This window comes from Streptomyces sp. NPDC102441 (assembly GCF_044765585.1).
Lineage (GTDB): Bacteria > Actinomycetota > Actinomycetes > Streptomycetales > Streptomycetaceae > Streptomyces.
The window spans coordinates 384,540-409,651 of the sequence record NZ_JBIWKH010000004.1 but is presented as its reverse complement, the minus strand read 5'-3'; the positions used below and the strand labels follow the sequence as shown (position 1 = coordinate 409,651).

General features: G+C 71.3%; 28 protein-coding genes. 7 read left to right on the top strand and 21 right to left on the bottom strand.

All coding sequences use genetic code 11. The features are described from left to right. Window positions 1-79 precede the first annotated feature (79 nt). Both ACIREO_RS10735 and ACIREO_RS10730 read left to right on the top strand, forming a co-directional pair. Window positions 80-1,342 (top strand): nucleotide sugar dehydrogenase, encoded by a 1,263-nt coding sequence (locus tag ACIREO_RS10735; protein WP_404107296.1) that lies wholly within the window; start codon window positions 80-82, stop codon window positions 1,340-1,342. Between the two features lie 122 nt (window positions 1,343-1,464). Beyond that, on the top strand, window positions 1,465-2,139 hold the full coding sequence (locus tag ACIREO_RS10730; RefSeq protein ID WP_404107294.1) for a hypothetical protein: 675 nt from the start codon (window positions 1,465-1,467) through the stop codon (window positions 2,137-2,139). Window positions 2,140-2,207: 68 nt separating this feature from the next. Here ACIREO_RS10730 and ACIREO_RS10725 read toward each other — a convergent pair whose 3' ends face one another. The 4 genes from ACIREO_RS10725 to ACIREO_RS10710 all read right to left on the bottom strand — a co-directional run bounded on the left by ACIREO_RS10725 (window position 2,208) and on the right by ACIREO_RS10710 (window position 6,683). After that, window positions 2,208-3,332, bottom strand: a complete 1,125-nt coding sequence (locus ACIREO_RS10725; protein WP_404107292.1) for a GuaB3 family IMP dehydrogenase-related protein — start codon at window positions 3,330-3,332, stop codon at window positions 2,208-2,210. A 104-nt stretch (window positions 3,333-3,436) separates the two neighbouring features. Then, on the bottom strand, window positions 3,437-4,939 hold the full coding sequence (guaB, locus tag ACIREO_RS10720; protein ID WP_404107291.1) for an IMP dehydrogenase: 1,503 nt from the start codon (window positions 4,937-4,939) through the stop codon (window positions 3,437-3,439). A 133-nt stretch (window positions 4,940-5,072) separates the two neighbouring features. After that, window positions 5,073-5,648, bottom strand: coding sequence for a sigma-70 family RNA polymerase sigma factor (locus ACIREO_RS10715; protein ID WP_404107290.1), 576 nt, complete (start codon window positions 5,646-5,648; stop codon window positions 5,073-5,075). Between the two features lie 423 nt (window positions 5,649-6,071). Further along, the gene (locus ACIREO_RS10710) at window positions 6,072-6,683 is read right to left on the bottom strand and encodes a response regulator transcription factor (RefSeq protein ID WP_003948568.1); all 612 of its coding nucleotides are present in this window, start codon (window positions 6,681-6,683) and stop codon (window positions 6,072-6,074) included. Between the two features lie 423 nt (window positions 6,684-7,106). Between ACIREO_RS10710 and ACIREO_RS10705 the strand changes: the two genes are divergently transcribed. Beyond that, on the top strand, window positions 7,107-7,436 hold the full coding sequence (locus ACIREO_RS10705) for a WhiB family transcriptional regulator (RefSeq protein WP_404107288.1): 330 nt from the start codon (window positions 7,107-7,109) through the stop codon (window positions 7,434-7,436). 93 nt (window positions 7,437-7,529) lie between these two features. Here the strand turns inward: ACIREO_RS10705 and ACIREO_RS10700 are convergent, their stop codons facing one another. After that, window positions 7,530-8,420, bottom strand: a complete 891-nt coding sequence (locus ACIREO_RS10700) for a LysR family transcriptional regulator (protein ID WP_404107287.1) — start codon at window positions 8,418-8,420, stop codon at window positions 7,530-7,532. Window positions 8,421-8,501: 81 nt separating this feature from the next. Here ACIREO_RS10700 and ACIREO_RS10695 point away from each other — a divergent pair, with 81 nt between their 5' ends. Both ACIREO_RS10695 and ACIREO_RS10690 read left to right on the top strand, forming a co-directional pair. Then, entirely contained in the window at window positions 8,502-9,179 is a 678-nt protein-coding gene (locus ACIREO_RS10695; RefSeq protein WP_404107285.1) for an MOSC domain-containing protein, read from the top strand. A gap of 309 nt (window positions 9,180-9,488) precedes the next feature. Beyond that, complete coding sequence (locus tag ACIREO_RS10690; protein WP_404107283.1) at window positions 9,489-10,262, top strand: SDR family NAD(P)-dependent oxidoreductase; 774 nt, start codon at window positions 9,489-9,491, stop codon at window positions 10,260-10,262. Between the two features lie 72 nt (window positions 10,263-10,334). On the opposite strand, the gene groL is transcribed toward ACIREO_RS10690, so the two are convergent. The 3 genes from groL to ACIREO_RS10675 all read right to left on the bottom strand — a co-directional run bounded on the left by groL (window position 10,335) and on the right by ACIREO_RS10675 (window position 13,545). After that, the gene (gene groL, locus ACIREO_RS10685; RefSeq protein WP_404107281.1) at window positions 10,335-11,960 is read right to left on the bottom strand and encodes a chaperonin GroEL; all 1,626 of its coding nucleotides are present in this window, start codon (window positions 11,958-11,960) and stop codon (window positions 10,335-10,337) included. A gap of 96 nt (window positions 11,961-12,056) precedes the next feature. After that, on the bottom strand, window positions 12,057-12,365 hold the full coding sequence (groES, locus tag ACIREO_RS10680; protein ID WP_404107279.1) for a co-chaperone GroES: 309 nt from the start codon (window positions 12,363-12,365) through the stop codon (window positions 12,057-12,059). Window positions 12,366-12,633: 268 nt separating this feature from the next. Continuing rightward, window positions 12,634-13,545: a polysaccharide deacetylase family protein gene (locus ACIREO_RS10675; RefSeq protein ID WP_404107277.1), complete on the bottom strand. Its 912-nt coding sequence runs from the start codon at window positions 13,543-13,545 to the stop codon at window positions 12,634-12,636. A gap of 123 nt (window positions 13,546-13,668) precedes the next feature. On the opposite strand from ACIREO_RS10675, the gene ACIREO_RS10670 reads away from it, so the two are divergent. After that, entirely contained in the window at window positions 13,669-14,892 is a 1,224-nt protein-coding gene (locus tag ACIREO_RS10670; protein ID WP_404107275.1) for a methyltransferase domain-containing protein, read from the top strand. Here ACIREO_RS10670 and ACIREO_RS10665 read toward each other — a convergent pair whose 3' ends face one another. The 7 genes from ACIREO_RS10665 to tsaB form a co-directional block, all read right to left on the bottom strand. Then, complete coding sequence (locus ACIREO_RS10665; protein WP_404107274.1) at window positions 14,893-15,543, bottom strand: hypothetical protein; 651 nt, start codon at window positions 15,541-15,543, stop codon at window positions 14,893-14,895. A 92-nt stretch (window positions 15,544-15,635) separates the two neighbouring features. Continuing rightward, on the bottom strand, window positions 15,636-15,908 hold the full coding sequence (locus ACIREO_RS10660) for a DUF1876 domain-containing protein (protein ID WP_404107273.1): 273 nt from the start codon (window positions 15,906-15,908) through the stop codon (window positions 15,636-15,638). Window positions 15,909-16,040: 132 nt separating this feature from the next. Then, window positions 16,041-16,502 carry a VOC family protein gene (locus ACIREO_RS10655; protein ID WP_404107271.1) on the bottom strand — a complete coding sequence of 154 codons (462 nt, stop codon included), beginning with the start codon at window positions 16,500-16,502 and terminating at the stop codon, window positions 16,041-16,043. Between the two features lie 96 nt (window positions 16,503-16,598). After that, entirely contained in the window at window positions 16,599-16,868 is a 270-nt protein-coding gene (locus tag ACIREO_RS10650; RefSeq protein WP_404107269.1) for a hypothetical protein, read from the bottom strand. Then, the gene (gene tsaD / locus ACIREO_RS10645; protein WP_404107267.1) at window positions 16,865-17,965 is read right to left on the bottom strand and encodes a tRNA (adenosine(37)-N6)-threonylcarbamoyltransferase complex transferase subunit TsaD; all 1,101 of its coding nucleotides are present in this window, start codon (window positions 17,963-17,965) and stop codon (window positions 16,865-16,867) included. The genes ACIREO_RS10650 and tsaD overlap by 4 nt, the downstream gene beginning before the upstream one ends. Continuing rightward, the gene (gene rimI / locus ACIREO_RS10640; RefSeq protein WP_404107265.1) at window positions 17,965-18,456 is read right to left on the bottom strand and encodes a ribosomal protein S18-alanine N-acetyltransferase; all 492 of its coding nucleotides are present in this window, start codon (window positions 18,454-18,456) and stop codon (window positions 17,965-17,967) included. The genes tsaD and rimI overlap by 1 nt, the downstream gene beginning before the upstream one ends. Further along, window positions 18,453-19,100, bottom strand: coding sequence for a tRNA (adenosine(37)-N6)-threonylcarbamoyltransferase complex dimerization subunit type 1 TsaB (gene tsaB, locus ACIREO_RS10635; RefSeq protein WP_404107535.1), 648 nt, complete (start codon window positions 19,098-19,100; stop codon window positions 18,453-18,455). Before tsaB ends, rimI begins: the two co-directional genes overlap by 4 nt. 169 nt (window positions 19,101-19,269) lie before the next feature. On the opposite strand from tsaB, the gene ACIREO_RS10630 reads away from it, so the two are divergent. Then, complete coding sequence (locus tag ACIREO_RS10630; RefSeq protein ID WP_404107263.1) at window positions 19,270-19,827, top strand: hypothetical protein; 558 nt, start codon at window positions 19,270-19,272, stop codon at window positions 19,825-19,827. A gap of 9 nt (window positions 19,828-19,836) precedes the next feature. On the opposite strand, the gene ACIREO_RS10625 is transcribed toward ACIREO_RS10630, so the two are convergent. The 6 genes from ACIREO_RS10625 to ACIREO_RS10600 form a co-directional block, all read right to left on the bottom strand. Further along, window positions 19,837-20,043 (bottom strand): hypothetical protein, encoded by a 207-nt coding sequence (locus tag ACIREO_RS10625; protein WP_404107261.1) that lies wholly within the window; start codon window positions 20,041-20,043, stop codon window positions 19,837-19,839. A 176-nt stretch (window positions 20,044-20,219) separates the two neighbouring features. Then, window positions 20,220-20,741 carry a tRNA (adenosine(37)-N6)-threonylcarbamoyltransferase complex ATPase subunit type 1 TsaE gene (gene tsaE / locus ACIREO_RS10620; RefSeq protein ID WP_404107260.1) on the bottom strand — a complete coding sequence of 174 codons (522 nt, stop codon included), beginning with the start codon at window positions 20,739-20,741 and terminating at the stop codon, window positions 20,220-20,222. Between the two features lie 19 nt (window positions 20,742-20,760). After that, on the bottom strand, window positions 20,761-21,975 hold the full coding sequence (locus ACIREO_RS10615; protein WP_404107259.1) for an alpha/beta fold hydrolase: 1,215 nt from the start codon (window positions 21,973-21,975) through the stop codon (window positions 20,761-20,763). Window positions 21,976-22,027: 52 nt separating this feature from the next. Beyond that, entirely contained in the window at window positions 22,028-23,185 is a 1,158-nt protein-coding gene (gene alr / locus ACIREO_RS10610; RefSeq protein ID WP_404107257.1) for an alanine racemase, read from the bottom strand. Between the two features lie 60 nt (window positions 23,186-23,245). After that, entirely contained in the window at window positions 23,246-23,629 is a 384-nt protein-coding gene (locus tag ACIREO_RS10605) for a DUF488 domain-containing protein (RefSeq protein ID WP_404107255.1), read from the bottom strand. Window positions 23,630-23,665: 36 nt separating this feature from the next. Continuing rightward, window positions 23,666-25,111 (bottom strand): NAD(P)H-hydrate dehydratase, encoded by a 1,446-nt coding sequence (locus tag ACIREO_RS10600; RefSeq protein ID WP_404107254.1) that lies wholly within the window; start codon window positions 25,109-25,111, stop codon window positions 23,666-23,668. Between the last annotated feature and the right edge of the window lies 1 nt (window position 25,112).

Below are 25,112 nucleotides of genomic sequence, written 5' to 3'. Positions count from 1 at the left end.
ATTTACGCCTAGTCTGACATAGCACTGTCCCCAGCAGTTGCGCTTTCTGCCACTTGGCCTTAGGGAAAGGACGGCCCACATGCCCGCAGACCTCGCCGTCATCGGACTCGGTCACCTCGGCCTGCCCCTCGCCCAAGCAGCCGTCGGGGCGGGAATCCACACCGTCGGCTACGACACCGACCCGCGCCCCTTCGCGGAACTCTCGGCCGGCCGTACTCCGGTCGAGGGATCCCTCAGCGCGTCCGACATCCGGCGGATGGTCTCGGGCGGCTTCCGGCCCACCGCCGACCCGGCCGAGCTGGGCCGGGTGCGCACCGCCGCGATCTGCGCCCCCACCCCCTTGGGACCGGACCGCACCCTCGACCTCGGCGCCGTCATCGACGCGGCCCGGGCACTCGCCGCCCGGCTGCGGCCGCACACCACCGTCCTGGTGGAGTCGGCCGTGCCGCCCGGCACCACCGAGAACGTCGTGCGCGCCCTGCTGGAGGAGGGCTCCGGGCTGCGTGCCGGCAGGGACTTCCACCTCGCCCACTCCCCCGGCCGCCTCGACCCCGGCAACCGCACCCATGTGTACGGCAACACCCCGAAGGTCATCGGCGGTCTCACCCCCGCGTGCACCGAATCGGCCGCCGCCTTCTACGGGAGGCTCACCGACAAGGTCGTCCGGGCCCGCGGGCCGCGCGAGGCGGAGATGACGAAGGTCCTCGAGACCAACTTCCGGCACGTCAACATCGCACTGGTCAACGAGATGGCGGTGCTCTGCCACGACCTCGGTGTCGACCTCTGGGACGTCATCAGGTGCGCCGAGACCAAGCCGTTCGGCTTCGAGCCGTTCCGTCCCGGCCCCGGTGTGGGCGGCCACGGCGCCCCGGTGGACCCCGGCTACTTCCCGTACAACAGCCGTACTCCCGGCCACCCGTTGCGCATGGTCTCGCTGGCCAAGGAGATCAACGACCGGATGCCGAGCTATGTGATCCAGCGCAGCGCGACCCTGCTGAACGAGCACGGCAAGTCCGTCCGGGGGGCCCGGGTCCTGCTGCTCGGCGTCACGTACAAACCGGACCTCGCCGACCAGGAGGCCTCGCCCGCCCGCGAGATCGCGACCCGGCTGATGGACATGGGTGCCCAGATCGGCTACCACGATCCGCACGTCCTGGACTGGCGGGTGCGCGATCTGCCCGTCCCCCGCGCCGACTCGCTCTACGAGGCCGCCGCCGGGGCCGATCTGACGGTGCTGCTCCAGCACCACCGTACGTACGACCTCCAGGGTCTCGCCGTGAAGGCCCAACTTCTCCTGGACACACGGGGAGCGACCCCGGCGGGCGCAGCGCACCGACTGTAGGAAGTGCCTCCGAGGCCAGTGCCCCCAAGGATTACGGTGGGCTGTGTCGGCATGGACTGCTAGCCTGCGGCGTCACGTCTCGCACAGTCGTGCGCGTAACCGTCACAGGGGGAAGATCAACCATGAGCCAGCCCGTGCAGCCGCCGAACCAGCCTCAGCAGCCCTACGGTGGCGGACAGCCGGCCGACGGCAACCCGTACGCCGGTCAGCAGCCCGCCCAGCCCGGCAACCCGTACGCCGGTCAGCAGCCTCCGGCGCCGACGGGCAACCCGTTCGCGGGTCAGCAGGGTCAGCAGCCGGGCCAGTTCGCGGGTCAGCCGGGCCAGCAGCCGGGCCAGTTCGCGGGTCAGCAGGGCCAGTTCGCGGGCGCCCCGTTCCAGCCCGCCCCTCCGGCGGCCGCCAACAAGGTCGGACTCGGCGTCCTGGCCGCACTGGGCACCGCGATCGTGGCCGCGATCCTCTACGGCGTCCTCGCCGGGTCCATCGAGCGTGAGGTCGGCTACGCGGCCATCGCTGTCGGCTTCCTCGTCGGCTTCGTCGGGAGCAAGGTCGGCGGCGCCAACCCCGCCGTCCTCGGCGCCAGTGCCGTCTTCTCCCTGGTCGCCGTCTTCCTCGGCCAGCTCGTCGGCATGTCGATGATCCTCGCGGACGGTCTGGGCGTCGGCTTCTCCGAGGTGTTCTTCGACCACTTCAGCGATGTCCTCGACATCTGGAAGGACGAGGCCGACTTCATGACGTACCTCTTCCTCGTCCTCGGCCCGGTGGCCGCCTTCGGTGGCGCCAAGCGCGCGGCCTGATCTCTCGCACACGCACGACGGCCCGGACCAGGGAAATGGTCCGGGCCGCCGTGCGTGCGGAGGAGAGATCAGCGGCGGTGCTGCGAGTCCGCCACCGTCACCTCGACGCGCTGGAACTCCTTGAGGTCGCTGTACCCCGTGGTGGCCATCGCCCGGCGCAGCGCGCCGAAGATGTTCATCGAGCCGTCGGGGTTGTGCGAGGGCCCGGTGAGGACCTCCTCCGTCGTACCGACGGAACCGAGGTCGACCAGCTTGCCGCGCGGCACGTCCTCGTGGACGGCCTCCATGCCCCAGTGCCGGCCGCGGCCGGGCGCGTCCGTGGCGCGGGCCAGCGGGGAGCCCATCATCACGGCGTCCGCGCCGCAGGCGACGGCCTTCGGGATGTCTCCGGACCAGCCGACGCCGCCGTCCGCGATGACGTGCACATAACGGCCGCCCGACTCGTCCATGTAGTCGCGGCGGGCCCCGGCCACGTCGGCGACCGCGGTCGCCATCGGGACCTGGATGCCGAAGACGTTGCGCGTGGTGTGCGCCGCGCCGCCGCCGAAGCCGACGAGGACACCGGCCGCGCCGGTACGCATCAGGTGCAGGGCGGCGGTGTACGTGGCGCAGCCGCCGACGATCACCGGGACGTCCAGCTCGTAGATGAACTGCTTCAGGTTGAGCGGCTCGGCGGCACCGGAGACATGCTCGGCGGAGACCGTCGTACCGCGGATGACGAAGATGTCCACGCCGGCGTCGACGACGGCCTTGGAGAACTGCGCGGTGCGCTGCGGCGAGAGCGCGGCGGCGGTGACGACACCGGAGTCGCGCACCTCCTTGATGCGCTGCCCGATCAGCTCCTCCTGGATGGGGGCGGAGTAGATCTCCTGGAGCCGCGGGGTGGCGGTCTCGACGGGCATCTCGGCGATCTCGTCGAGGAGCGACTGCGGGTCGGCGTGCCGGGTCCACAGCCCCTCGAGGTTGAGGACGCCGAGGCCACCGAGCTCACCGATACGGATGGCGGTCTGCGGGGAGACCACCGAGTCCATGGGGGCGGCCAGGAAGGGCAGCTCGAAGCGGTAGGCGTCGATCTGCCAGGCGATCGAGACCTCCTTCGGGTCCCGGGTGCGGCGGCTCGGTACGACAGCGATGTCGTCGAATGCGTAAGCCCGGCGGCCGCGCTTGCCGCGCCCGATCTCGATCTCAGTCACGATGTGTGGCCTTTCCCTCTACGTCTGCGCTGACCAGTATCCCCGACACGCGGATGAGGGGCGGTCCCGGGAACCCCGGTCCGCCCCCCAGTTGCCGGTCGGTCTTACTTCCTGCTGTAGTTCGGCGCTTCGACCGTCATCTGGATGTCGTGCGGGTGGCTCTCCTTGAGACCCGCCGAGGTGATCCTGACGAAGCGGCCCTTGCTCTCCATCTCGTCGACGGCGGCGGCGCCGACATAGCCCATGGTCTGGCGGAGGCCGCCGACCAGCTGGTGGAGGACGTTGGCCAGCGGGCCGCGGTAGGGCACCTGCCCCTCGATGCCCTCGGGTACCAGCTTGTCGTCCGAGGACACCTCGGCCTGGAAGTAGCGGTCCTTGGAGTACGACCGCCCTTGTCCACGGGACTGCATGGCGCCCAGCGAGCCCATGCCGCGGTACGACTTGAACTGCTTGCCGTTGATGAACATCAGCTCGCCCGGGGACTCCTCGCAGCCCGCGAGGAGACTGCCCAGCATCACGCTGTCGGCCCCGGCGGCGAGCGCCTTGCCGATGTCGCCGGAGTACTGCAGGCCGCCGTCGCCGATCACGGGGATGCCCGCGGCACGCGCGGCGAGCGCGGCCTCGTAGATCGCGGTGACCTGCGGGACGCCGATACCGGCGACCACGCGGGTGGTACAGATCGAGCCGGGGCCGACACCGACCTTCACGCCGTCGACACCGGCGTCGATCAGCGCCTGGGCACCGTCGCGAGTGGCGACGTTGCCGCCGATGACGTCTATGCCGACGCTCGACTTGATCTTCGCCATCCAGTCGAGGGCGTTGCTGTTGTGTCCGTGCGAGGTGTCGACGATCAGGAAGTCGACCCCCGCGGACGCGAGCGCCTGCGCACGGTCCAGCGCCTCGGGGCTGGCGCCGACGGCCGCTCCGACCAGCAGACGGCCCTCGGCGTCCTTGGCGGCGTTCGGGTACTGCTCGGCCTTCTTGAAGTCCTTGACCGTGATGAGGCCCTTGAGGATGCCCGCGTCGTCGACCAGCGGCAGCTTCTCGATCTTGTGGCGGCGCAGCAGCTCCATGGCTTCCACGCCGGAGATCCCGACGCGCCCGGTGACAAGCGGCATCGGCGTCATGACCTCGCGCACCTGGCGGCCCCGGTCCGACTCGAAGGCCATGTCACGGTTGGTCACGATGCCGAGGAGCTTCCCCGCCGGATCGGTGACCGGCACTCCACTGATGCGGAACTTCGCGCAGAGGGCGTCCGCCTCACCGAGTGTGGCGTCGGGGTTCACGGTGATCGGGTCGGTGACCATCCCCGACTCGGACCGCTTGACCAGGTCGACCTGGTTCACCTGGCCCTCGATCGAGAGGTTCCGGTGCAGCACGCCGACGCCGCCCTGACGGGCCATGGCGATGGCCATCCGGGCCTCGGTCACCTTGTCCATCGCAGCAGACAGCAGAGGGATGTTCACTCGTACGTTGCGCGAGATGAGGGACGAGGTGTCGACCGCGTTGGGCAGGACCTCCGACGCACCCGGCAACAACAGCACGTCGTCGTATGTCAGCCCGAGCGTCGCGAATTTCTCGGGCACTCCGTCGACGTTTGCAGTCATGACACCTTCCCCAAATGGCCTTGATCGGTGCGGATGTCCATGCTAACGGCCCCGCGGGGTGTCTCATTCCACGAGCAAGATCACCTGGTGGTTCTGTGGCTTCCTCCACACCGAAGAAGCCCGAGGGAGCCGCCTACTGGCCCGCGAGGGCCCGCAGCCTGCTGAGTGCGCGGTGCTGGGCGACACGGACGGCGCCCGGGGACATTCCGAGCATCTGCCCGGTCTCCTCGGCGGTCAGCCCGACCGCGACCCGGAGGACCAGCAGCTCGCGCTGGTTCTCCGGAAGATTGGCGAGAAGGTTCTTGGCCCAGGCCGCGTCACTGCTGAGCAGCGCCCGCTCCTCGGGGCCGAGTGAGTCGTCGGGCCGCTCCGGCATCTCGTCGGAGGGCACGGCCGTCGATCCCGGGTGCCGCATCGCGGCCCGCTGGAGGTCGGCGACCTTGTGGCCCGCGATCGCGAAGACGAACGCCTCGAACGGTCTGCCGGTGTCCTTGTAGCGCGGCAGCGCCATCAGCACCGCGACACAGACCTCCTGCGCCAGGTCCTCCACGAAGTGACGGGCATCACCGGGCAGCCGGTTCAGCCGGGACCTGCAGTAGCGCAGAGCGAGGGGGTGGACATGGGCCAGCAGATCATGGGTGGCCTGCGCGTCACCGTCGACGGCACGGTGCACCAGAGCACCGATCACCGTCGTCCCGTCCTCGCGCATCGGACCATGGTGCCTTGGCGCCGTCCGATCCGAGACATCGCGTCCCGAGTTGTGCACCGAAGCGTTATCAGCGGGTACGCCGACGGGACCCGCGGACGGGCCCGAACGCTCCGCGGCCGGCTCCGAACGGTCGGCACGGACGTCGGCGACCACCTCCGTACGTGCGCCGGTATGTGCGTCGCCGGCGTTGTGAACGAGTGCTCCAGCGTTCTGAGCGGGTGCGCCGGATGTCATGTCCTGCGCCCTCCCCTTCCGCTCGACCGAATGTTCCCCGAGGAACTCCACACCCTCAAGGATGCGGCATCGGCCGGGAAGCGTCACATAGCGCTGGTGGGGAGGGCCCGGCCGCAGGTCCGCCCGCCACCGTCGCCCCGTCCGCCGGCATGCGGACGGGATCGCACGGCTACCGGCCGCGCCGCGTCATCAGCGGACCAGACCCCAGCGGAATCCGAGCGCGACGGCGTGCGCGCGGTCCGAGGCCCCGAGCTTCTTGAACAGCCGTCGCGCGTGCGTCTTCACCGTGTCCTCGGAGAGGAACAGCTCGCGCCCGATCTCCGCGTTGGAACGACCGTGGCTCATACCTTCGAGCACCTGGATCTCCCGGGCGGTGAGGGTCGGCGCCGCCCCCATCTCGGCGGACCGCAGCCGGCGCGGGGCGAGCCGCCACGTCGGATCGGCGAGCGCCTGGGTCACGGTCGCACGCAGCTCGGCGCGCGAGGCGTCCTTGTGCAGATAGCCGCGGGCACCGGCGGCGACCGCGAGTGCGACGCCGTCCAGATCCTCGGCGACGGTCAGCATGATGATCCTGGCCCCGGGGTCCGCCGAGAGCAGCCGCCGGACCGTCTCCACACCCCCCAGACCGGGCATGCGTACGTCCATCAGAATCAAATCCGAACGGTCGGCCCCCCAGCGGCGGAGGACTTCCTCACCGTTGGCCGCCGTCGTCACACGCTCGACGCCGGGCACGGTCGCAACCGCGCGGCGGAGCGCTTCTCGGGCAAGCGGGGAGTCGTCGCAGACGAGGACGGATGTCATGACCGCCCTCCGCAGCTGATGCGCGTCACCTTGAGCCTCCAGGCTGATACAAGTCGTCACCTGTGCGATTGACCCCCTCGGACATCTGCCCGAGCTCGTTCTCCGTCAACCGCCTCTCCCCCATCAACGACGGTCACTCGAAAGAGTTACGGGCCAAAGCATCCGGTTCGGCACTCTAAGTGAGGGCCCGTACACGGAGGAGAGCGACACGGGATCATTCACCCGTCAACTGATCTCCCTCTCGGCGACCTGCCCCATTTAGCGGGTTTTCTTCCCTTTTGCTGGCGTCTGAGGCTAGATTTCCGATCAGTCATATTTACATCTACTAACACCGTAGATGTACGGTCGGGACTCAGGTCACCGACGAGCACCAACGGTCGAGGAAGCCGTTTCCGAACCAGCAAGGTTTCGAGGGGACACGCAATGGCAGATTTCTCCCGCCTTCCAGGACCCAACGCGGACCTGTGGGACTGGCAGCTGCTGGCCGCCTGCCGCGGGGTCGACAGTTCACTCTTCTTCCACCCCGAAGGAGAACGCGGAGCAGCCCGGAGTGCCCGTGAGACCTCGGCGAAGGAGGTCTGCATGCGCTGCCCGGTCCGCGCCGAGTGCGCTGCGCACGCACTCGCGGTACGGGAGCCCTACGGCGTATGGGGCGGCCTGACCGAGGACGAACGCGAGGAGCTCATGGGCCGCGCCCGCAACCGCCTGATCTCCGCCCACTCGGCATCGGCCCCGGAGGCCGGTCACACCTGACACTCCGCACGACCCGCCGAATGCAGAAACGTTTCCTCACGCCTGGCACCCCTGCTGTCGGACCTGACGCCACGGGTGCGGCGGGCGGGGCAGTCAGCGTGCGGCAGCCAGGGACAGCTGCTCCAGGGTCGCCGCCACCGCCGGCACCCGGGAGAGGTCGGGCAGGGTGAGGGCGACGATCTCCCGCTCCACGGCCGGCTCCACGGTCACGGTGCGCACTCCCTTGTGCCGTACGGACTCAAGAGCCAGCTGGGGAAGGACGGCGACCCCGAGACCCGCTCCGACGAGGCCGATCACCGCCGGGTAGTCATCCGTGGCGAAGTCGATCCGAGGGGTGAATCCGGAGTCCTCGCAGACCTCCACCAGCTGGCTCCGGCAGCGCGGGCAGCCGGCGATCCACGGCTCGTCGGCCAGGTCCCCGATGCCCACCGCGTCCGCCCCCGCCAGCCGGTGCCCATCGGGCACCAGACCGACCAGCCGGTCACTGAGCAGCGGGCGCACGACCAGGTCGTCCCACTCGCCGCCGGTCGTCCCGTAGCGGAACGCCAGCGCGATGTCGCAGTCCCCGTCGCGCAGCATGTCCACCGAGCGCGGCGGTTCCGCCTCGACGAGCGAGACCTGGGTGCCGGGGTGCGCGGCGCGCAGAGCGGCCAGGGCGCCGGGGACCAGGGTGGAGCTCCCGCTCGGGAACGACACGAGCCGGACCCGGCCGGCCCGCAGTCCGGCGATCGCGGCGATCTCCTCCTCGGCGGCGGTCAGCCCCGCGAGGATGCCGGAGGCATGCCGCACCAGCGCCTCACCCGCCTGGGTGAGACGCATCTCGCGCCCCGTACGGATCAGCAGCGGGGTGCCCGCCGAGCTCTCCAGTGCCTTCATCTGCTGGCTGACGGCAGGCTGGGTACAGCCGAGCTCCCGCGCGGCGGCGGAGAAGGAACCGGTGGTGGCCACGGCGCGCAGGACACGGAGATGACGGGCTTCGATCACCCCTCAACCATAAGCGACTCTTGCAGCGTCGGCTGATTAATCGTGGGCAGCTTTGAGACATCGCGGTTAACCTTTCCCGTTATGAAGGTGCTCACCGTGAATCTCGGCCGTCCCACGCCCTCTCCCCACACCGACGGGGCCGACGGGCTCACCGGGATCGCCAAGCATCCGTCCGACGGTCCCGTGCGGGTCGCCGACCCCGGCCCCAAGGGCACCGGCGGCAGTGGCCTGTCCGGTGACACGGTGTGCGACCTCCGGCACCACGGCGGTTCGGACCAGGCCGTGTACGCGTACGCACGCGAGGAGCTCGACGTCTGGGAGAAGCAGCTCGGCCGGCCCCTGCCCAACGGCTCCTTCGGTGAGAACCTGACGACCCTCGGCCTCACCGTGAGCCACGCCCTGATCGGGGAGCGCTGGCGGATCGGCGACGAGCTGGTCCTGGAGGTGACGTCCGGCCGCATCCCGTGCCGTACGTTCGCGGGCCACATGGGCGAGCGGGGCTGGGTCAAGCGGTTCACCCGCGAGGGGGCGACGGGCGCGTACTTCCGGGTGATCGAGCCGGGGGCGATCCGCTCCGGTGACCCGGTCGAGGTGCTGTCCGTCCCCGGCCACGGGATCACCACGGCCATGGAGTTCCGGGCGACGACCACGGAGCGGGAGCTGCTGCCGCGTGTACTCGACGCCGGTGACGCGCTGCACGCGGAGACCCTGCACGCGGCACGGGCGTACGTGGCGAAGCTGAACGCCGCCGCCTCCTAGTGCCGCGGCAGGCGGTCGGGGCCGGGATGCCCGCGATGAGCGCGGTGAGTTCGGCGAGCTCGCCCCCGGTGAGGTCCCTCAGCGGAGGGCGGACCGGTCCGGCGGTGTGGCCGATGGCGGTCATGCCGGCCTCGACGATGCCGACCGCGTAACCGCTCTCCCTGGACCTGGGGATGATCCGCGCACCAACGACAACCCGGCGCTGCACGCGCTGCTCCCCCATCTGTGACGTAGCCGCCCGCAAAATGTACGAGCGCGTGGAAGAAGGCGGGTCCAGCGCCCGTACCAGCGGGTACTAACGTGCCGCCTATGACGACTGCACTGATTACGGGCGCGACGGCGGGGATCGGGGCCGCCTTCGCACGGCGGCTCGCGGGTGACGGGCACAATCTGGTGCTGGTGGCCCGTGACACGGAGCGCCTGCGGGCCCAGGCCACGGAACTGCACGACGGACACGGCATCGAGGCCGAGGTGCTGACGGCCGACCTGTCCACGGATTCCGGGATCGAGACGGTCGCCGCGCGGTTGACGGACCGTGTGAGCCCTGTCGACCTGTTGGTCAACAACGCGGGCTTCGGCAACAAGGGGCGCTACCTGGACGTCCCGATGACCGATGAGCTGATGATGCTGAAGGTCCACTGCGAGGCGGTGCTGCGTCTGACCTCGGCCGCCGCCGGCTCGATGCGGGAGCGCGGTCGCGGCGGAGTCGTCAATGTGGCCTCCGTCGCGGCCTTCCTCCCGCGGGGGACGTACGGGGCGTCGAAGGCCTGGGTCGTCCAGTTCACCCAGGGCGCCGCGAAGGACCTCGCGGGTTCGGGGGTGCGGCTGATGGCACTGTGCCCGGGCTTCGTGCGGACCGAGTTCCACCAGCGCGCGGGGATGGGGACGGGCAACATCCCGGACTGGATGTGGCTCGACGCGGACAAGCTGGTGGCCTCGGCCCTGGAGGACCTGGCCAGGGGCAGGTCGGTGTCGATCCCGGACCCGCGCTACAAGGCGCTGATGGGCCTGGTGAAGCTGACGCCCCGCAGTCTTCTCGGCGGAGTCACCTCCCGCGCGGGCCGGAGTTACGGGCCGCGGTAGCCGGCCGGGCGCCCCACGACAGCACTGAGGCCCGGTGCCCCCGCGACGGGGGTACCGGGCCTCGGTTCCGTACTAGTGGCTGTGGCCGTGGCCGCCGTGGCCGGCATCGGCCTCTTCCTCGGCCGGCTTCTCGACGACCAGGGTCTCGGTCGTGAGCAGCAGCGACGCGATGGAAGCGGCGTTCTCCAGGGCGGAGCGGGTGACCTTGACCGGGTCGATGACGCCGGCCTTCACCAGGTCGCCGTACTCGCCGGTCGCGGCGTTGAAGCCCTGGCCCTTTTCGAGCTCGGAGACCTTCGAGGTGATGACGTAGCCCTCGAGGCCCGCGTTCTCCGCGATCCAGCGGAGCGGCTCGACGGCGGCGCGGCGCACGACCGCGACACCCGTGGCCTCGTCGCCGGTCTTGCCGAGGTTGCCCTCGAGGACCTTGACGGCGTGGACCAGAGCGGAGCCACCACCGGAGACGATGCCCTCCTCGACCGCGGCGCGGGTCGCGGAGATGGCGTCCTCCAGACGGTGCTTCTTCTCCTTGAGCTCCACCTCGGTGGCGGCACCGACACGGATCACGCACACGCCGCCGGCCAGCTTCGCGAGGCGCTCCTGGAGCTTCTCGCGGTCCCAGTCGGAGTCCGTGGACTCGATCTCGGCCTTGATCTGGTTGATCCGGCCCTTGACGTCGGCGGAGTTGCCGCCGCCGTCGACGATGGTCGTGTCGTCCTTGGAGATGGTGACGCGACGGGCGGTGCCCAGCACGTCGAGACCGGCGCCGTCGAGCTTCAGGCCGACCTCTTCGGCGATGACGGTCGCACCGGTGAGGGTGGCGATGTCGCCGAGCATGGCCTTGCGGCGGTCGCCGAAGCCCGGGGCCTTCACCGCGACGGCGTTGAAGGTGCCACGGATCTTGTTGACGACGAGGGTGGAGAGCGCCTCGCCCTCGACGTCCTCGGCGATGATCAGCAGCGGCTTGGAGCTACCGGCCTGGATGACCTTCTCCAGGAGCGGGAGCAGCTCCTGGATGGAGCCGATCTTGCCCTGGTGGATCAGGATGTACGGGTCGTCGAGGACGGCCTCCATACGCTCCTGGTCGGTCACCATGTACGGGGAGAGGTAGCCCTTGTCGAAGGCCATGCCCTCGGTGAACTCGAGGTCCAGCCCGAAGGTGTTGGACTCCTCGACGGTGATGACACCGTCCTTGCCGACCTTGTCCATCGCGTCCGCGATGAGCTCGCCGACCTGCGGGTCCTGCGCGGAGAGCGCGGCCACGGCGGCGATGTCAGCCTTGTCGTCGATCGGGCGGGCGGTCGCGAGGAGGTCCTCGGACACGGCCTTGACGGCGGCGTCGATGCCCTTCTTCAGGGCGGCCGGGGACGCGCCCGCGGCGACGTTGCGCAGGCCTTCGCGGACGAGGGCCTGGGCGAGCACGGTTGCGGTGGTGGTGCCGTCACCCGCTACGTCGTTGGTCTTGGTCGCCACCTCCTTCACCAGCTGGGCGCCGAGGTTCTCGTACGGGTCGTCGAGCTCGACCTCGCGCGCGATGGTGACACCGTCGTTGGTGATGGTGGGGGCGCCGAACTTCTTGTCGATGACGACGTTGCGGCCCTTCGGGCCGATCGTCACCTTCACCGTGTCGGCAAGCTTGTTGACGCCGCGCTCAAGGGCGCGACGGGCGTCCTCGTCGAACTTCAGAATCTTCGCCATGGGCTGAGTGTCCTCTCAAACGAACTGCGCCCCTCGCCACCCGGCTAGTTTTTCGCAGGGGGCCAGGGGCGCAGAACAGAAGCAAACGTGGGTGAATTACTTCTCGACGATCGCGAGAACGTCGCGCGCCGAGAGGACGAGGTACTCCTCGCCGTTGTACTTCACCTCGGTGCCGCCGTACTTGCTGTACAGAACGACGTCGCCGCTCTTGACGTCGAGCGGAAGCCGCTCGCCGTTCTCGAAGCGGCCCGGGCCCACGGCCAGGACGACGCCCTCCTGGGGCTTCTCCTTGGCGGTGTCCGGAATAACCAGGCCGGAAGCCGTGGTCTGCTCGGCGTCGAGCGGCTGGACCACAATGCGGTCCTCGAGCGGCTTGATCGCAACCTTGGAGCTGGTGGTCGACACGATCCGGTCTCCCCCTTCGGAGATCTCACGGGGTTTAACAGTCTGTGGGGTGGCGACCAGGTCGATCCGTCGTCGCGGGTGCCGGACCTGCCCTGTCGCGCGGTTGTGCTGGCACTCTCCATCGGGGAGTGCCAGCACTGAGACTATGACCGCGATTAGCACTCGGTCAAGCGGAGTGCCAATTCACCACCCTCGCGTGGCGCCGTGGGACCGGCGCACGCCCGGACAACGCGGGAGATCTCCACAGGGTTCCGCGACGGACGGCCCGTCAGACGTAGTCCTCCAGCCTGGCCACGGCGTACCCCTTGTCGGTGATCGTCTTCATGACGTTGCGGATCATGTCGGCCATGGAGCCGTCCCAGTCCTCACGGCCCCGGAAGTGGGTGAGGACGATGTCGCCGGGATGCAGGTCCCGGTCCCACTCGCGCCACTCCATGTGGTCGGGGAACGCCTCGGCGGCCCACAGGGGCACCGCCTTGATGCCACAGGACTTGGCGATGCGCAGGGTGTCACCGTTGTAGTTGCCGTACGGCGGGCGGAAGAGCACGGGCCGCTTCCCCAGGTGCTTCTCGATCTTGTCCTGCGAGCCGCAGATCTCCCGGCGCTGCTCCTCCTCGGAGAGCCCCGGGAGATAACGGTGGTTGAGCGTGTGGTTGTTGAGGGTGACACCGCGGGCCTGCATGTCCTTGAAGTACCCGTAGTCGTCGCTGACCTCGTAGTCGCTGAGGAAGGCGCTGTACGGAAGCTTCAGCTCCGACATCATCCTCAGCAGTTCGGGGTCCTTCTCCGCGCCGTCGTCCATGGTCAGGAAGACGATCCGCTCCTTGGTGGGCACGGTGGTGAAGACCGGCGGCAGCTCCTCCCCGCCCTCGACCTCGAAGCCCTTACGGGTGGTGATGTGCGGCTTCTCGACGGGCGGTGCGGGCGCGACCAGCGGGACCTTCGCCAGGCCCCACTTCTTCGCGACGGCGGTGCGGGCGGCGAGCTCCTGCTTCAGCCGCGCCGTCCTGGCCTCGATCCCCGCGGGACCCGCCTGCGGCGGGGCGGCGGCGGCCGACTGCCCGGCGGCCGGCCCGTGGCGCCCTGCGTCCCCTTCGTCCGTACCGTCCGCGCACCCGGAGGCCGCAGCACCGATCAGCAGGGCGGCCAGGACGGCGCAGGTCGTTCTGTGCCGGTTCATGGCAGACTTTTCCTTTTGTCGTACTAGTTGCATGGCGCCGCATCCTGCCACCGGGCCACCGGCCGCCTCCCGCGACACCTCCGAGCGGCCCGCCAGGTCATCCGGCTGGCTCACAATGGACTCGTGAACGCCCTTCCCCCCGCCGATCAGGCCGACCCCGCCGACCCGCTCGCCGCCTTCGCCGCCCTGCGCACCCCCGAGGGCGCGGCACTCCTGGACGAGCTGCGCGACCACGACCCGGCCCAGGAGCTGGCGACCGCGACCCGGCTGCGCCGCACGCACCCCGCCGCCCTCGTGTCGGCGGCGCTCGGCCAGGCGCGGCTGCGCCAGCGCGCGGTGGCGAAGTTCGGGGCGGCGGACGCGTACCGCATGTTCTTCACCCCGGACGGCGTGGAACAGGCGACCCGCACCTCGGTCGCCGGCTACCGGGCCGGACGGTTCGCGGAGCTCGGCGTACGGAGCGTGGCCGACCTGTGCTGCGGCATCGGCGGGGACGCGATCGCCCTGGCCCGGGCGGGTATCGCGGTCCTGGCGGTGGACCGCGACCCCCTCACCGCCCAGGTCGCCCGCGCCAACGCCGAGGCGCTCGGCCTCCAGGACCTCGTCGAGGTGCGGTGCGCCGACGTCACGGAGGTCGACACCTCCCCGTACGACGCGGTCTTCGTCGACCCGGCGAGGCGCGGCGGGCGGGGCAGGATCTTCGACCCCGAGGCCTATTCGCCGCCGCTCTCCTGGGCGACCGGGGCCGCGCTGAAGGCCCCTCGCGCCGCGCTGAAGATCGCACCCGGAGTCCCGCACGAGGCCATCGAGCCGGCGGCCGAGGCCGAGTGGATCTCGGACGGCGGTGATGTGAAGGAGGCCGTGCTCTGGTTCGGCGAGGGCTTCGCTTCCGGCACCTTCCGGGCCACGCTGCTCCCGTCCCGCACGACCCTCGCCTCGGTCGGCCCGCTCCCCGCCCCGCCGGTCGGTCCCGTGGGGCGGTATCTGTACGAGCCGGACGGCGCCGTCATCCGCGCCCATCTGGTGGCGCAGGTCGTGGAGTCGTGCGGGGGCAGGCTGATCGACGAGACGATCGCGTACGTCACGAGCGACAGGCCGTACGAGTCCGACACCACGGCCGCGTACGAGATCACCGATCAGCTGCCCTTCAACATGAAGAAGCTGAAAGCCCTGCTGAGGGAGCGTCAGGTAGGCGTCCTGACCGTGAAGAAGCGCGGATCGGCGGTCGAACCCGAGGAGCTGCGCCGGAAGATGAAGCTCCAGGGGCCGCACGCGGCCACCGTCTTCCTGACCCGGGTGGCCGGGGCCCCCACCATGCTGATCGGGCAGCCGGTGAAGCGGGCCTGATCAGACGTCGACCGTGATCAGCGGCTCCGGCGGCGTCACGCCCAGCACCCGCAGCACCCAGCGGCGGTGGGCGAACGCCTTGACGAGGCCGGTCAGCCCGGTCAGCCAGGCGAGGAATCCGAGCCCCATCAGCCAGGCCACCAGGCCGTACGTCTCCTGGCCCGCCCTGGCTGCCCCCGGGACGGCCACGCAGCCGAAGAGTCCCGTCGCGCAGAGCATGAACGACAGCAGCAGCCAGGCCACGCTCGCCCGCGGCCGGCGCAGGAGCGCGTCCCTCTCCGGGTCTCGGTCCAGCCCGCCCCACTCCACGAGGAGGCGGTGGATCCGCAGGTCCCTGGCCACGCCCACGGCCACGAGAAAGGCCGCGGGGATCAGCACGGCGGCGCCGACGGCCAGAAAGATGACCCCCGGGATCACACCGAGGGTGTCGTAGGCGTCCTCGAACATGAGGAACGCCGAGCCCATGAGGGACCAGCCCAGCGCGGCGACCCCCGACCACATCCACAGGATCCCGAGGCGGCCGGGCCCGATGAACATCTTCACCAGCTCGCCGAGGACCACACCCCGGTCGCTCAGCAGGGCGTCGCGGTCGGGCCACGTGCGTATCTCCACAGGCGGAGGGGACGGCGGAAGCGGTGAACGACTGGGCATGGCCCAGACATTACCGATGGCCCAGACATTCCGATGGCCCAGACATTACCGAGTGCGCGGTTCCGTCTCCGGCAGTGGAGCAGCCCGGGGGATCAGCCCAGCGGGTACGACGTACGGCCGGACGCCTCGTCGATCTCGTCGTGCGCCTTGGTGAGCAGCTTCATCGCCAGCTCGTTGAGCGCACGGGCACCGGCGATCTCCTCGCCGACCCTCGGCTGCTCCGCGTCGGAGGGGTGGCGGCTGGCGTATCCGTGGGCCCGCACCTCGGTCCCGTCGCTCAGCCGCACCATCGCGGCCGCGCGGGTCCGGTGCGTGTCCTCCTCGAACTCCAGCTCGATGTGCCAGCCGACCGTGGTCTCCATCATGTCGGTCACCTCCCGGGATTCCTGCTTCCAGGGTGCGCCCGATCCCCCGCCCCCGCACGGCGTGCGCGGGCGCCCGATCCCCCGCCCCCGCACGGCGTGCGCGCCGCGCGGCTCAGAGGCCGCCCGACGGCCTCAGGCGTCCCGCAGGGCCTGGACGTCCAGCTTCCCCATCCCCATCATCGCCTTCATCACACGGTCCGCCTTGGCGCGGTCGGGATCGCCGAGCAGCTCGGGCAGTGCGCGCGGGACGATCTGCCAGGACAGGCCGTACCTGTCCTTCAGCCACCCGCACTGGCTCTCCTCGCCGCCCTCGGTGAGCTTCGCCCACAGGGTGTCGACCTCCTCCTGGTCCGCGCAGTCCACGCTGAGCGAGACGGCCTCGCTGAAGGTGAACTCCGGGCCGCCGTTGAGGCCGAGGTACTCCTGGCCGGCGAGCACGAAGTCGACGGTCAGCACCGAGCCCGCCTGAGGGGAGCCCTCGTTCCAGTAGGAGATGTTCTCGATGCGGGAATCACCGCCGAAGACCGAGACGTAGAACTCGGCGGCTTCCTGCGCCTGGTTGTCGAACCACAGACAGGGCCTGATCTTCTGCATGGTCTTCTCCTCGCATGTGAACGTCGTCGTTCGCTGTGCAAGGTAGACCGGTCCCGCGCCGGGAACTCATCGGAACACGCGCGGCCCGGGCGCCCTTCAGCCGCCCGCCGGACCGAGGGATTCGAAGCGCCACCGGTGCACCGGGCGGCTGATCAGCCCGGCGTCCGGCTCCGGCAGCTCCGGCAGCTCGTCCTCATACGCCGCGTCCCACCAGGTCAGCACGAGCACCCGGTCCTGCGGGGCGCGCAGCAGCTCGCTGCGCAGCGGCTCCCGGGCCAGCTCGGCCGCACGTGCCCCGGCCCACTCCAGCAGCTCCGCGCCGCGGCCCTCCGCGGCACGGGCCTCCCACATCAGGGCGACGGTCATGAGTAGAGGTTGTCCTTGCTGATCTCGTGCACATGGTCGTGGCCGTGCGCGTGGACACCCGGCACATGGGTCTCGGTGACCGGCAGCGAGGAGTCCGCCGAGAGGTCCAGGTCCGACACCGGGCGGTTGCGGGCGACCATCTCCGCACCCAGCGCGGCGACCATGGCCCCGTTGTCCGTGCAGAGCCCCGGCCTGGGGACCCGCAGCCGGATTCCCGCCTTCCCGCACCGCTCCTCGGCGAGCGCGCGCAGCCGCGAGTTGGCCGCGACGCCGCCGCCGATCATCAGGTGGTCGACGCCCTCGTCCTTGCAGGCCCGGACGGCCTTGCGGGTGAGGACGTCCACCACGGCCTCCTGGAAGGACGCCGCCACATCCCGTACGGGAACGTCCTCACCGGCCGCGCGCTTCGCCTCGATCCAGCGCGCCACGGACGTCTTGAGGCCGGAGAAGGAGAAGTCGTACGCGGGATCGCGCGAGCCGCTCAGTCCACGCGGGAAGGCGATCGCCTTCGGGTCGCCCTCCCGCGCCAGCCGGTCGATGACCGGGCCGCCGGGGAAGCCGAGGTCGAGCACCCGGGCGATCTTGTCGAAGGCCTCGCCCGCCGCGTCGTCGATGGTCGCGCCCAGCGGGCGTACGTCGCTCGTGATGTCCGGTGCCAGCAGCAGCGAGGAGTGCCCTCCGCTCACCAGCAGCGCCATCGTCGGCTCGGGCAGCGGGCCGTGCTCCAGCTGGTCGACGCAGATGTGCGAGGCCAGGTGGTTCACCCCGTACAGCGGCTTGTTCAGCGCGTACGCGTACGCCTTGGCGGCCGATACGCCGACGAGCAGCGCCCCTGCGAGCCCGGGGCCGGCCGTGACGGCGATGCCGTCGAGGTCGCGGGCGCTGATCCCGGCGTCCTTCAGGGCGCGCTCGATGGTGGGGACCATCGACTCCAGGTGGGCGCGGGATGCGATCTCCGGGACGACACCGCCGAAGCGGGCGTGCGTCTCGACGCTGGACGCGACGGCGTCGGCGAGCAGTGTCGTCCCGCGCACGATGCCGACGCCTGTCTCGTCGCAGGAGGTCTCGATACCGAGTACGAGCGGTTCGTCAGCCATCAGTCTGTCTCTGTTCCTTGTACGGTCAGGCGCATGACGAGTGCGTCGATGTTGCCCGGCTGGTAGTAGCCACGGCGGAAGCCGATGGGTTCGAAGCCGAAGCGTTCGTAGAGCTTCTGCGCGCGGGTGTTGTCGACACGGACCTCCAGGAGCACGGCGGTGCACTCCAGGGCGGTGGCGTTCCGGAGGAGGTCGGTGAGCAGTTCGGATCCGAGGCCGCTGCCCCAGCGGCCCCGGCTGACCCCGATCGTCTGGACGTCGGCGAGGTCGCCCGCCGAGGCGAGGCCCGCGTAGCCGACGATCCGGCCGTCGGCGGGGTCCTCGGCGACGACGTAGCGGTGGGTGGCCCGGGGCCCGCGCGCACGGGCGAGTTCGGACCAGAACAAGCCGGCCGACCAGGCGTCGTCGGGGAACAGTTCGTGTTCGAGCTCCAGCACCGGTTCGATGTCCCACCAGCGCATCTCGCGGAGCACAGCGGTCGCGGTGGTCACTGGGGGGTGACCACCTTGTAGTTCTTCGGGACCTGGGCGTCGGGCCTGCGCAGATAGAGCGGCTGCGGAGGCAGCAGGGCGGCGCCCGCGGCGAGCCGCTCGGCGGCCAGGGCGGCGAGCGCGCCGGCGGAGACGTGTTCCGGTCCGCGGGCGTCCGGGAAGGCCTCGGGGTAGAGCAGCGCGCCCGCGCCGACGACGGGCAGTCCCGCGAGCCGGTCCGCGACGTCCGCGGGCCGGTCGACGGCGGGTTCGGCGTCCCGGGTGCGGCAGTCCTCGTACCGTGCCCAGTAGACCTCCTTGCGGCGCGCGTCGGTCGCGACGGCGAACGGGCCTTCGAGGCCGTCCCGGCCGGCGGCGTACGCGAGGGCGTCGAGCGTGCACACGCCGTGCACCGGCACGGAGAGCGCGGAGCCGAAGGTCGCGGCGGTGACGAGCCCGACGCGCAGCCCGGTGTAGGGGCCGGGGCCGACCCCTACGGCCACGTCGGTCACGGCGTCGAGCTTCACCCCGGCCTCGGCGAGGACCCGGTCGACGGCAGGCAGCAGAAGCTCCCCGTGCCTGCGGGCGTCGACCTGCCCGGTCTCGGCGACGACGGAGGACCCGTCGTGGAGGGCGACGGTGACGGCGGGGGTGGCGGTATCCATGGCGAGCAGCAGCACACAAACAGCCTACGGCTCCGCCGACCCGGTCATGGCAGCCTGCACAACGTCCCGGTCTCCCCTTCCGCTGCTGGTACCGTCGCCGGGTATACGCGTGTACGACGTAAATGCTTGTACGACATGCGACGGACGGCATGTGAAAGGGGACCTCACGGTGGCAAGGGGCAGCTCGGGAATCGTGGCCGGGCTCACCGCCGCGGCGTTGGCCGGGGTCTGTTTCCTCGCCTACCAGGCGTCGGCGAGCGCACCCGAGACGGTCGCCGCACCCTCGGCCGACGCCTCAGGGACGACGGCCCCTCCCACCAGGAAGCCCAAGCCGGCGAAGAAGCCGCTCGCGGTCCCCGACGGCTCCGGGACCGGGACCCGCGTCGTGTACGCGCTGAAGGACCGCCGGGTGTGGATCGTGGACGACAAGGAGAAGGCGCTCCGGACGTTCACCGTCATGCCGAGCTCCGTGAGCCCGCCGCCCGACGCGTACCAGGTCACGTCACGCTCCGGCAGCATCAAGGGTTCGGACGGCGTCCCGATCGAGCACGTGGTGCGCTTCGCGAACGTCGACGACGTGTCCGTGGGCTTCAGCGCCGCGCAGGACGACTCCATGGAGAGCCCCGACCCCACGATGAAGACCGGCGGGGTACGGATGAAGCGGGCCGACGGCAACGCGCTGTGGACCTTCGCCACGGTCGGCGTGAAGGTCGTCGTCGTCCCCTGACGCCCGCGGCTACGCCGCGTCGCGCTCCGTGTTCCCGGCGGCCTCGGCGTCCTCGTCGGCCCGCTCGTCGCTGGGCGGCGTCGACACCGCCGTCGCGGCGGCGCAGGAGGCCAGCAGGTCCTTCATCGACACCGCGGACACCGACGGTGGCCCCGCCTGCGACGCCTGCGACGACCGCGACGACTGCGGCTGCACTTCACGCTCGGGTGCCGGCATGGATGCCTCCTCGGGCTTCGGCGAGAGGCGTGGTTAGGTAGCCCTAACCAGCCCCTGTCTCCCATGTGACCACGGCGGGCCTCTCCCGCGCAACATTTTACCGACGACCTGTCGGAAAGTATAGGAGCGCAGGGGGCCCGGGGCTCAGGGGTACCGGAGCGGACCCCGGCGCGCTCTCAGCTCCCCGCCAGCTCCGCGCCCAGTCCCGACCAGCGCGCGCCGATCCCCGTCAGGGTCACCGTGCGGCGCTCGTCGTCCGTGTCGCCGACCGCACGGTCGATCACCACCCGCAGCCGGTGCTCCGACAGCTCCTCGACCTTGCCGTCGCCCCATTCCACGACGATCACCGACTCCGGGAGCGACACGTCGAGGTCCAGGTCCTCCATCTCGTCGAGACCGCCGCCGAGGCGGTACGCGTCGACGTGGACCAGGGCGGGGCCCTCGCCCAGCGGCGGATGGACCCGGGCGATCACGAAGGTCGGCGAGGTGACGGCCCCGCGTACCCCGAGGCCCTCGCCGAGGCCGCGGGTCAGGGTGGTCTTGCCCGCGCCGAGCTCACCGGTGAGCATCACCAGGTCGCCGGGGGCCAGTACACCGGCGATCCGGCGGCCCAGCTCCTTCATCTCCTCGGGGGACTCGACCGCGATATCCAGGGTGACGGTGCCCGGTGCGGCGGGGCCGTTGTGCGCTGCTTCCATGGAGCCCAACGGTAGAGGATCAGCCCGGCTCCGCCGGAACGGCTCCGATCCGCACCAGCAGGTCCGCGAGCCGGTCGGTCACCGTCTCGGGGTGCTCCAGCATCACCAGGTGCCCGGCGTCCGGCACGATGACCAGCTCGGCCTCCGGAAGCTCGTCCGCGATGGCCTCGCTGTGCGAACTCGGCGTCACCAGGTCCTTGTCACCGGCCAGGATCAGCACCGGAAGCCCACGGAAGGCGGGCAGGGCCCCGCTCTTGTCGTGCTCGGTGAAGGCCGGATAGAACTCGGCGACCACATCGATCGGGGTGGACTCGATGAGCCGCTCCGCGAACCGCGCGACCGCCGGGTCCACATCCCTCGACCCGAACGAATACCGCTTGATCAGCCCCGCGAACAGGTCGGCCGTCGCCCGCCGCCCCCGCTCGACCAGCTCGGCCTGCGAGCCGAGCGCTTTCAGCACCCCGGGCAGCACCCGGCGCACCGCGTTCACGCCCGCCACCGGCAGCCCGAAGTTCACCTCGCCGAGCTTGCCGCTCGACGTCCCCACGAACGCGACCGCGGCCACCCGGTCGCGGATCAGCTCCGGGTAGCGGTCGGCGAGCGCCATCATCGTCATGCCGCCCATGGAGTGCCCGACCAGCACCAGCGGGCCCTCGGGGGCCGCCGCGTCGAGGACCGCCCTGAGATCACGGCCGAGCTGGTCGATGCCGACCGGCACACCCTCGGCCTGCGCCCTGCCCCGCTCGGAGCGGCCGTGGCTGCGCTGGTCCCAGTGGACCGTGCGGACCAGGCCGCGCAGCGCGGCGCGCTGGAAGTGCCAGGAGTCCTGGCCGAGGCAGTAGCCGTGGCTGAAGACGACGGTCAGGGGTGCGGGGTCCTTGCTGCCGAAGAGCCTGCGCCGGCGCGGCCCGGAGCCTGCGGGGGCACGCCCGCCCGCCCGGCCCGTCCCGCCGTCCGGCTCGATCTCGTCGACCTCGTAGTACAGCTCGGTGCCGTCGTCCGCGACCGCACGGCCGGGCAGCCCGCGCAGCGAGCCGTACGGACCGGAGGCGTCCAGCGCGAGCCTGGCCCTCTTCCGCATGCCCCGGCCCACGGTGAGCCGCTCGACGGCGACGCCGGCGGCCGCGCCCGCGGCGATGACGCCTATCGCCGCCCCGGCGACGCCCGCCCGGCGCCAGCCGGCCGCCGCGGCGGCCGCCGTCGCCACCACGTCCTCGGGGCTGGTCTCGCTCACCGTGCCGCGCTCCTTCGTAGTCGTCGGACCATGATCCTCGCAGGCCGGACTGTCAGTCCCGGTCTTGAGGGCCCTCGTGGAGATGGACGCGGGGCACGCGCGCACCGATGCGTGTGACGATCTCGTACGCGATCGTGTCCGCCGCCTGCGCCCAGTCCTCGGCGCTCGGCTCTCCCCGGTCCCCCGGCCCGAACAGCACCGCTTCCGCCCCCGCGTCGAGGGTGTCGCCCCCGAGGTCGACGACGAACTGGTCCATCGCCACCCGGCCCGCGATCCTGCGTACGGCGCCGCCGACGAGGACGGGGCCCCGTCCCGAGGCATGGCGCGGGATGCCGTCCGCGTAGCCGACCGGCACCAGCGCGAGCGTCGTCTCGGCGGGGGTCGTGTAGTGGTGCCCGTAGCTGATGCCGTGCCCCGGGGGCACCTGCTTGACCAGGGCGACGGAGGCGACGAGCGTCATGACGGGCCGCAGCCCGAAGTCGGCCGGGGTGCCCAGCTCGGGGCTGGGCGAGATGCCGTACATCGCGATACCGGTGCGTACGAGGTCGAAGTGGGACTCGGGCACCGTGAGCGTCGCCGGGGAGTTCGCGATGTGCCGCACCTCGGGCCGGACGCCCTCCTTCTCGGCGTAGGCCACCATGTCGCGGAAGACGTCCAGCTGAGCGGCGATCGACGGGTGGCCGGGCTCGTCGGCGCAGGCGAAGTGCGACCAGAGTCCCGTGACGCGCAGGGCGCCCGCGTCCTCGGCGGCGCGGGCGGCGCCCACGAGTTCCGGCCAGTCCGCGGGCTGGCAGCCGTTGCGTCCGAGGCCCGTGTCGGCCTTGAGCTGGACCCGTGCCGGGATCCCGGCCTCCGTGGCCGCGGCGACGACCTCGTCGAGTGCCCACATCCCGCTCACCGAGACATCGATGTCGGCCTCGACCGCCTCGCGCCAGGGGCCGCCTGGCGTCCACAGCCAGCACATCACCCGGCCGGCGATCCCGGCCTCACGCAGCGCGAGAGCCTCCTGCGGGGTGGCGGTGCCGAGCCAGTCCGCGCCGGCCTCCAGCGCCGCCCTGGCGCAGGGCAGCGCCCCGTGCCCGTAAGCGTCGGACTTCACCACGGCCATGAGCTGTGCCCCGGACGCCCGCGCTCGCAGTTCGCGCACATTCGCGCGCAACGCGGCGAGGTCGATCTCGGCACGGGCTCTCAGGGTCGCTGTCTCGTTCATCGCGCCCAGTGTCTCAGAGCCGTACGCCTGTGCCCTCGACCTCTGTGCCCGGTGAGGCGGTCAGCGGTGGTCGAGGGCGTGCTCCAGATGCTCGACGAGGACGGGGACATGGCTGGCCGGGACGTCCTTCACGGCCGTGACGAGGGTGACGGCGCCGCCCCGGCGCAGCAGGGCGAGCAGCTCCTGGACGGCCTCGGTGTGCGCGGGGTCGCCGAGCTCGGTGCGGTAGCGGTCCACGAAGTCGTCGTACCGGCCGTCGGGGGCCTCGTGGTACCAGGTGCGGAGTTCCGTCGAAGGGGTCACGTCCTTGGCCCACAGGTCGACCGCCGCGTGCTCCTTGGAGATCCCGCGCGGCCAGAGCCGGTCGACGAGCACACGGGTGCCGTCGTCCTCCTCCGGCGGGTCGTACACCCTGCGTACGCGGATCTTGCTGCCGCTGCCCACACCGACCACCTTCCGTTCCCGTGCTTCCAGCCTGGATCAGGCCCGCACGTCCCGCCACGCAGCCGGCAGCGCGTCCGCGACGTCCTGGGCGGTGACAGGCGCCCCGTCGGAGGACCGGCGTGCCGCGAGCCCGTGCAGATAGGCGCCCACCGACGCGGCGTCGCGCGGATCGAGGCCCGCCGCAAGCAGCGAGCCGGTCAGCCCGGAGAGCACATCGCCGCTGCCCGCCGTGGCCAGCCAGGAGGTGCCGGTCGGATTCACCCGCACGGGCGTGTCCCCGGACTCGGCTACGAGGGTCGTCGAGCCCTTCAGCAGCACCGTGGCCCGGTAGCGCGCGGCCAGTTCCCGTACGGCGGCGAGCCGTCCCGCCTCGACCTCCTCGCGCTCCACACCGAGCAGCGCGGCGGCCTCACCGGCGTGCGGGGTGAGGACGGTGGCGGCGGTCCGCTCCTGTACGGCGCCGGCGTCCATCAGCCGGAGTCCGTCCGCGTCGACCAGCACGGGGACGTCCGCGGCCAGCACGTCGGAAACCGCCGTGGCGGCCTGCGTGCCGTCACCGAGTCCGGGCCCGACCACCCACGCCTGGACGCGCCCGGCCTTCGACGGCGGACCGGGGTGCACCAGCGTCTCCGGGAAGCGGGCGATCACCGCGTCGGCCCCGGGGCCCGCGTACCGCACGGCTCCGGCGCCGCCCCGCAGCGCCCCGGCGACGGCGAGCACGGCCGCGCCCGGGTACCGCTCCGAGCCCGCGGCCACCCCGACGACCCCGCGCCGGTACTTGTCGCTCTCGGCGTCGGGCTCGGGCAGCAGGGCTGCCACATCGGCGTACTGGAGGGCCTCCAGGTCGGGACGTGCCGGCAGCTCCGCCGCGAGCCCGATGTCGACGAGCCGGAGCGCGCCCGCGCGTTCGGCGGCCGGGTCGATGAGCAGCCCCGGCTTGTACGTGCCGAAGGTGACCGTCGCGTCCGCCCGTACGGCGGCGCCGAGCACCTGGCCGGTGTCCGCCTCGACCCCGCTCGGCAGGTCCACCGCGAGCACGGGCGCGTGCCCCCGGGTGACCGCGCTGACCAGCTCCGCCGCCCCGGGACGCAGACCGCCGCGTCCCCCGATCCCGGTGATGCCGTCGACGACGAGGTCGACGGGGCCCAGGCCGTCGGGGGTGTCCAGGACCTGCCCGCCCGCGGCCAGCAGGGCGGCGAGCGCGGCCCGGTGGACCTTGTCCGGCGAGGTCAGCACGGCCCGTACACCCGCTCCGCGCCGGGCCAGCCGGGCGCCCGCGTACAGCGTGTCGCCGCCGTTGTCGCCGCTGCCGACGAGGAGCAGGACCCGGGACCCGTACACCCGCCCGTTGCGGCGGAGCAGGTCACCGCAGGCCACCGCGAGCCCGGCGGCGGCGCGCTGCATCAGCGCGCCCTCCGGGAGCCGTGCCATGAGCGCCTTCTCGGCGGTCCGTACGGTCTCGACGCTGTAGGCGTGTCTCATG

Coding starts and splice junctions, on each gene's coding strand:
- ACIREO_RS10735 (WP_404107296.1), top strand. CDS start 80: ATGCCCGCAGACCTCGCCGTCATCGGACTCGGTCACCTCGGCCTGCCC.
- ACIREO_RS10730 (WP_404107294.1), top strand. CDS start 1,465: ATGAGCCAGCCCGTGCAGCCGCCGAACCAGCCTCAGCAGCCCTACGGT.
- guaB (WP_404107291.1), bottom strand. CDS start 4,939: ATGACTGCAAACGTCGACGGAGTGCCCGAGAAATTCGCGACGCTCGGG.
- ACIREO_RS10715 (WP_404107290.1), bottom strand. CDS start 5,648: ATGCGCGAGGACGGGACGACGGTGATCGGTGCTCTGGTGCACCGTGCC.
- ACIREO_RS10710 (WP_003948568.1), bottom strand. CDS start 6,683: ATGACATCCGTCCTCGTCTGCGACGACTCCCCGCTTGCCCGAGAAGCG.
- ACIREO_RS10705 (WP_404107288.1), top strand. CDS start 7,107: ATGGCAGATTTCTCCCGCCTTCCAGGACCCAACGCGGACCTGTGGGAC.
- ACIREO_RS10695 (WP_404107285.1), top strand. CDS start 8,502: ATGAAGGTGCTCACCGTGAATCTCGGCCGTCCCACGCCCTCTCCCCAC.
- ACIREO_RS10690 (WP_404107283.1), top strand. CDS start 9,489: ATGACGACTGCACTGATTACGGGCGCGACGGCGGGGATCGGGGCCGCC.
- groL (WP_404107281.1), bottom strand. CDS start 11,960: ATGGCGAAGATTCTGAAGTTCGACGAGGACGCCCGTCGCGCCCTTGAG.
- ACIREO_RS10675 (WP_404107277.1), bottom strand. CDS start 13,545: ATGAACCGGCACAGAACGACCTGCGCCGTCCTGGCCGCCCTGCTGATC.
- ACIREO_RS10665 (WP_404107274.1), bottom strand. CDS start 15,543: ATGCCCAGTCGTTCACCGCTTCCGCCGTCCCCTCCGCCTGTGGAGATA.
- ACIREO_RS10660 (WP_404107273.1), bottom strand. CDS start 15,908: ATGATGGAGACCACGGTCGGCTGGCACATCGAGCTGGAGTTCGAGGAG.
- ACIREO_RS10655 (WP_404107271.1), bottom strand. CDS start 16,502: ATGCAGAAGATCAGGCCCTGTCTGTGGTTCGACAACCAGGCGCAGGAA.
- ACIREO_RS10650 (WP_404107269.1), bottom strand. CDS start 16,868: ATGACCGTCGCCCTGATGTGGGAGGCCCGTGCCGCGGAGGGCCGCGGC.
- tsaD (WP_404107267.1), bottom strand. CDS start 17,965: ATGGCTGACGAACCGCTCGTACTCGGTATCGAGACCTCCTGCGACGAG.
- tsaB (WP_404107535.1), bottom strand. CDS start 19,100: ATGGATACCGCCACCCCCGCCGTCACCGTCGCCCTCCACGACGGGTCC.
- ACIREO_RS10625 (WP_404107261.1), bottom strand. CDS start 20,043: ATGCCGGCACCCGAGCGTGAAGTGCAGCCGCAGTCGTCGCGGTCGTCG.
- tsaE (WP_404107260.1), bottom strand. CDS start 20,741: ATGGAAGCAGCGCACAACGGCCCCGCCGCACCGGGCACCGTCACCCTG.
- alr (WP_404107257.1), bottom strand. CDS start 23,185: ATGAACGAGACAGCGACCCTGAGAGCCCGTGCCGAGATCGACCTCGCC.
- ACIREO_RS10600 (WP_404107254.1), bottom strand. CDS start 25,111: ATGAGACACGCCTACAGCGTCGAGACCGTACGGACCGCCGAGAAGGCG.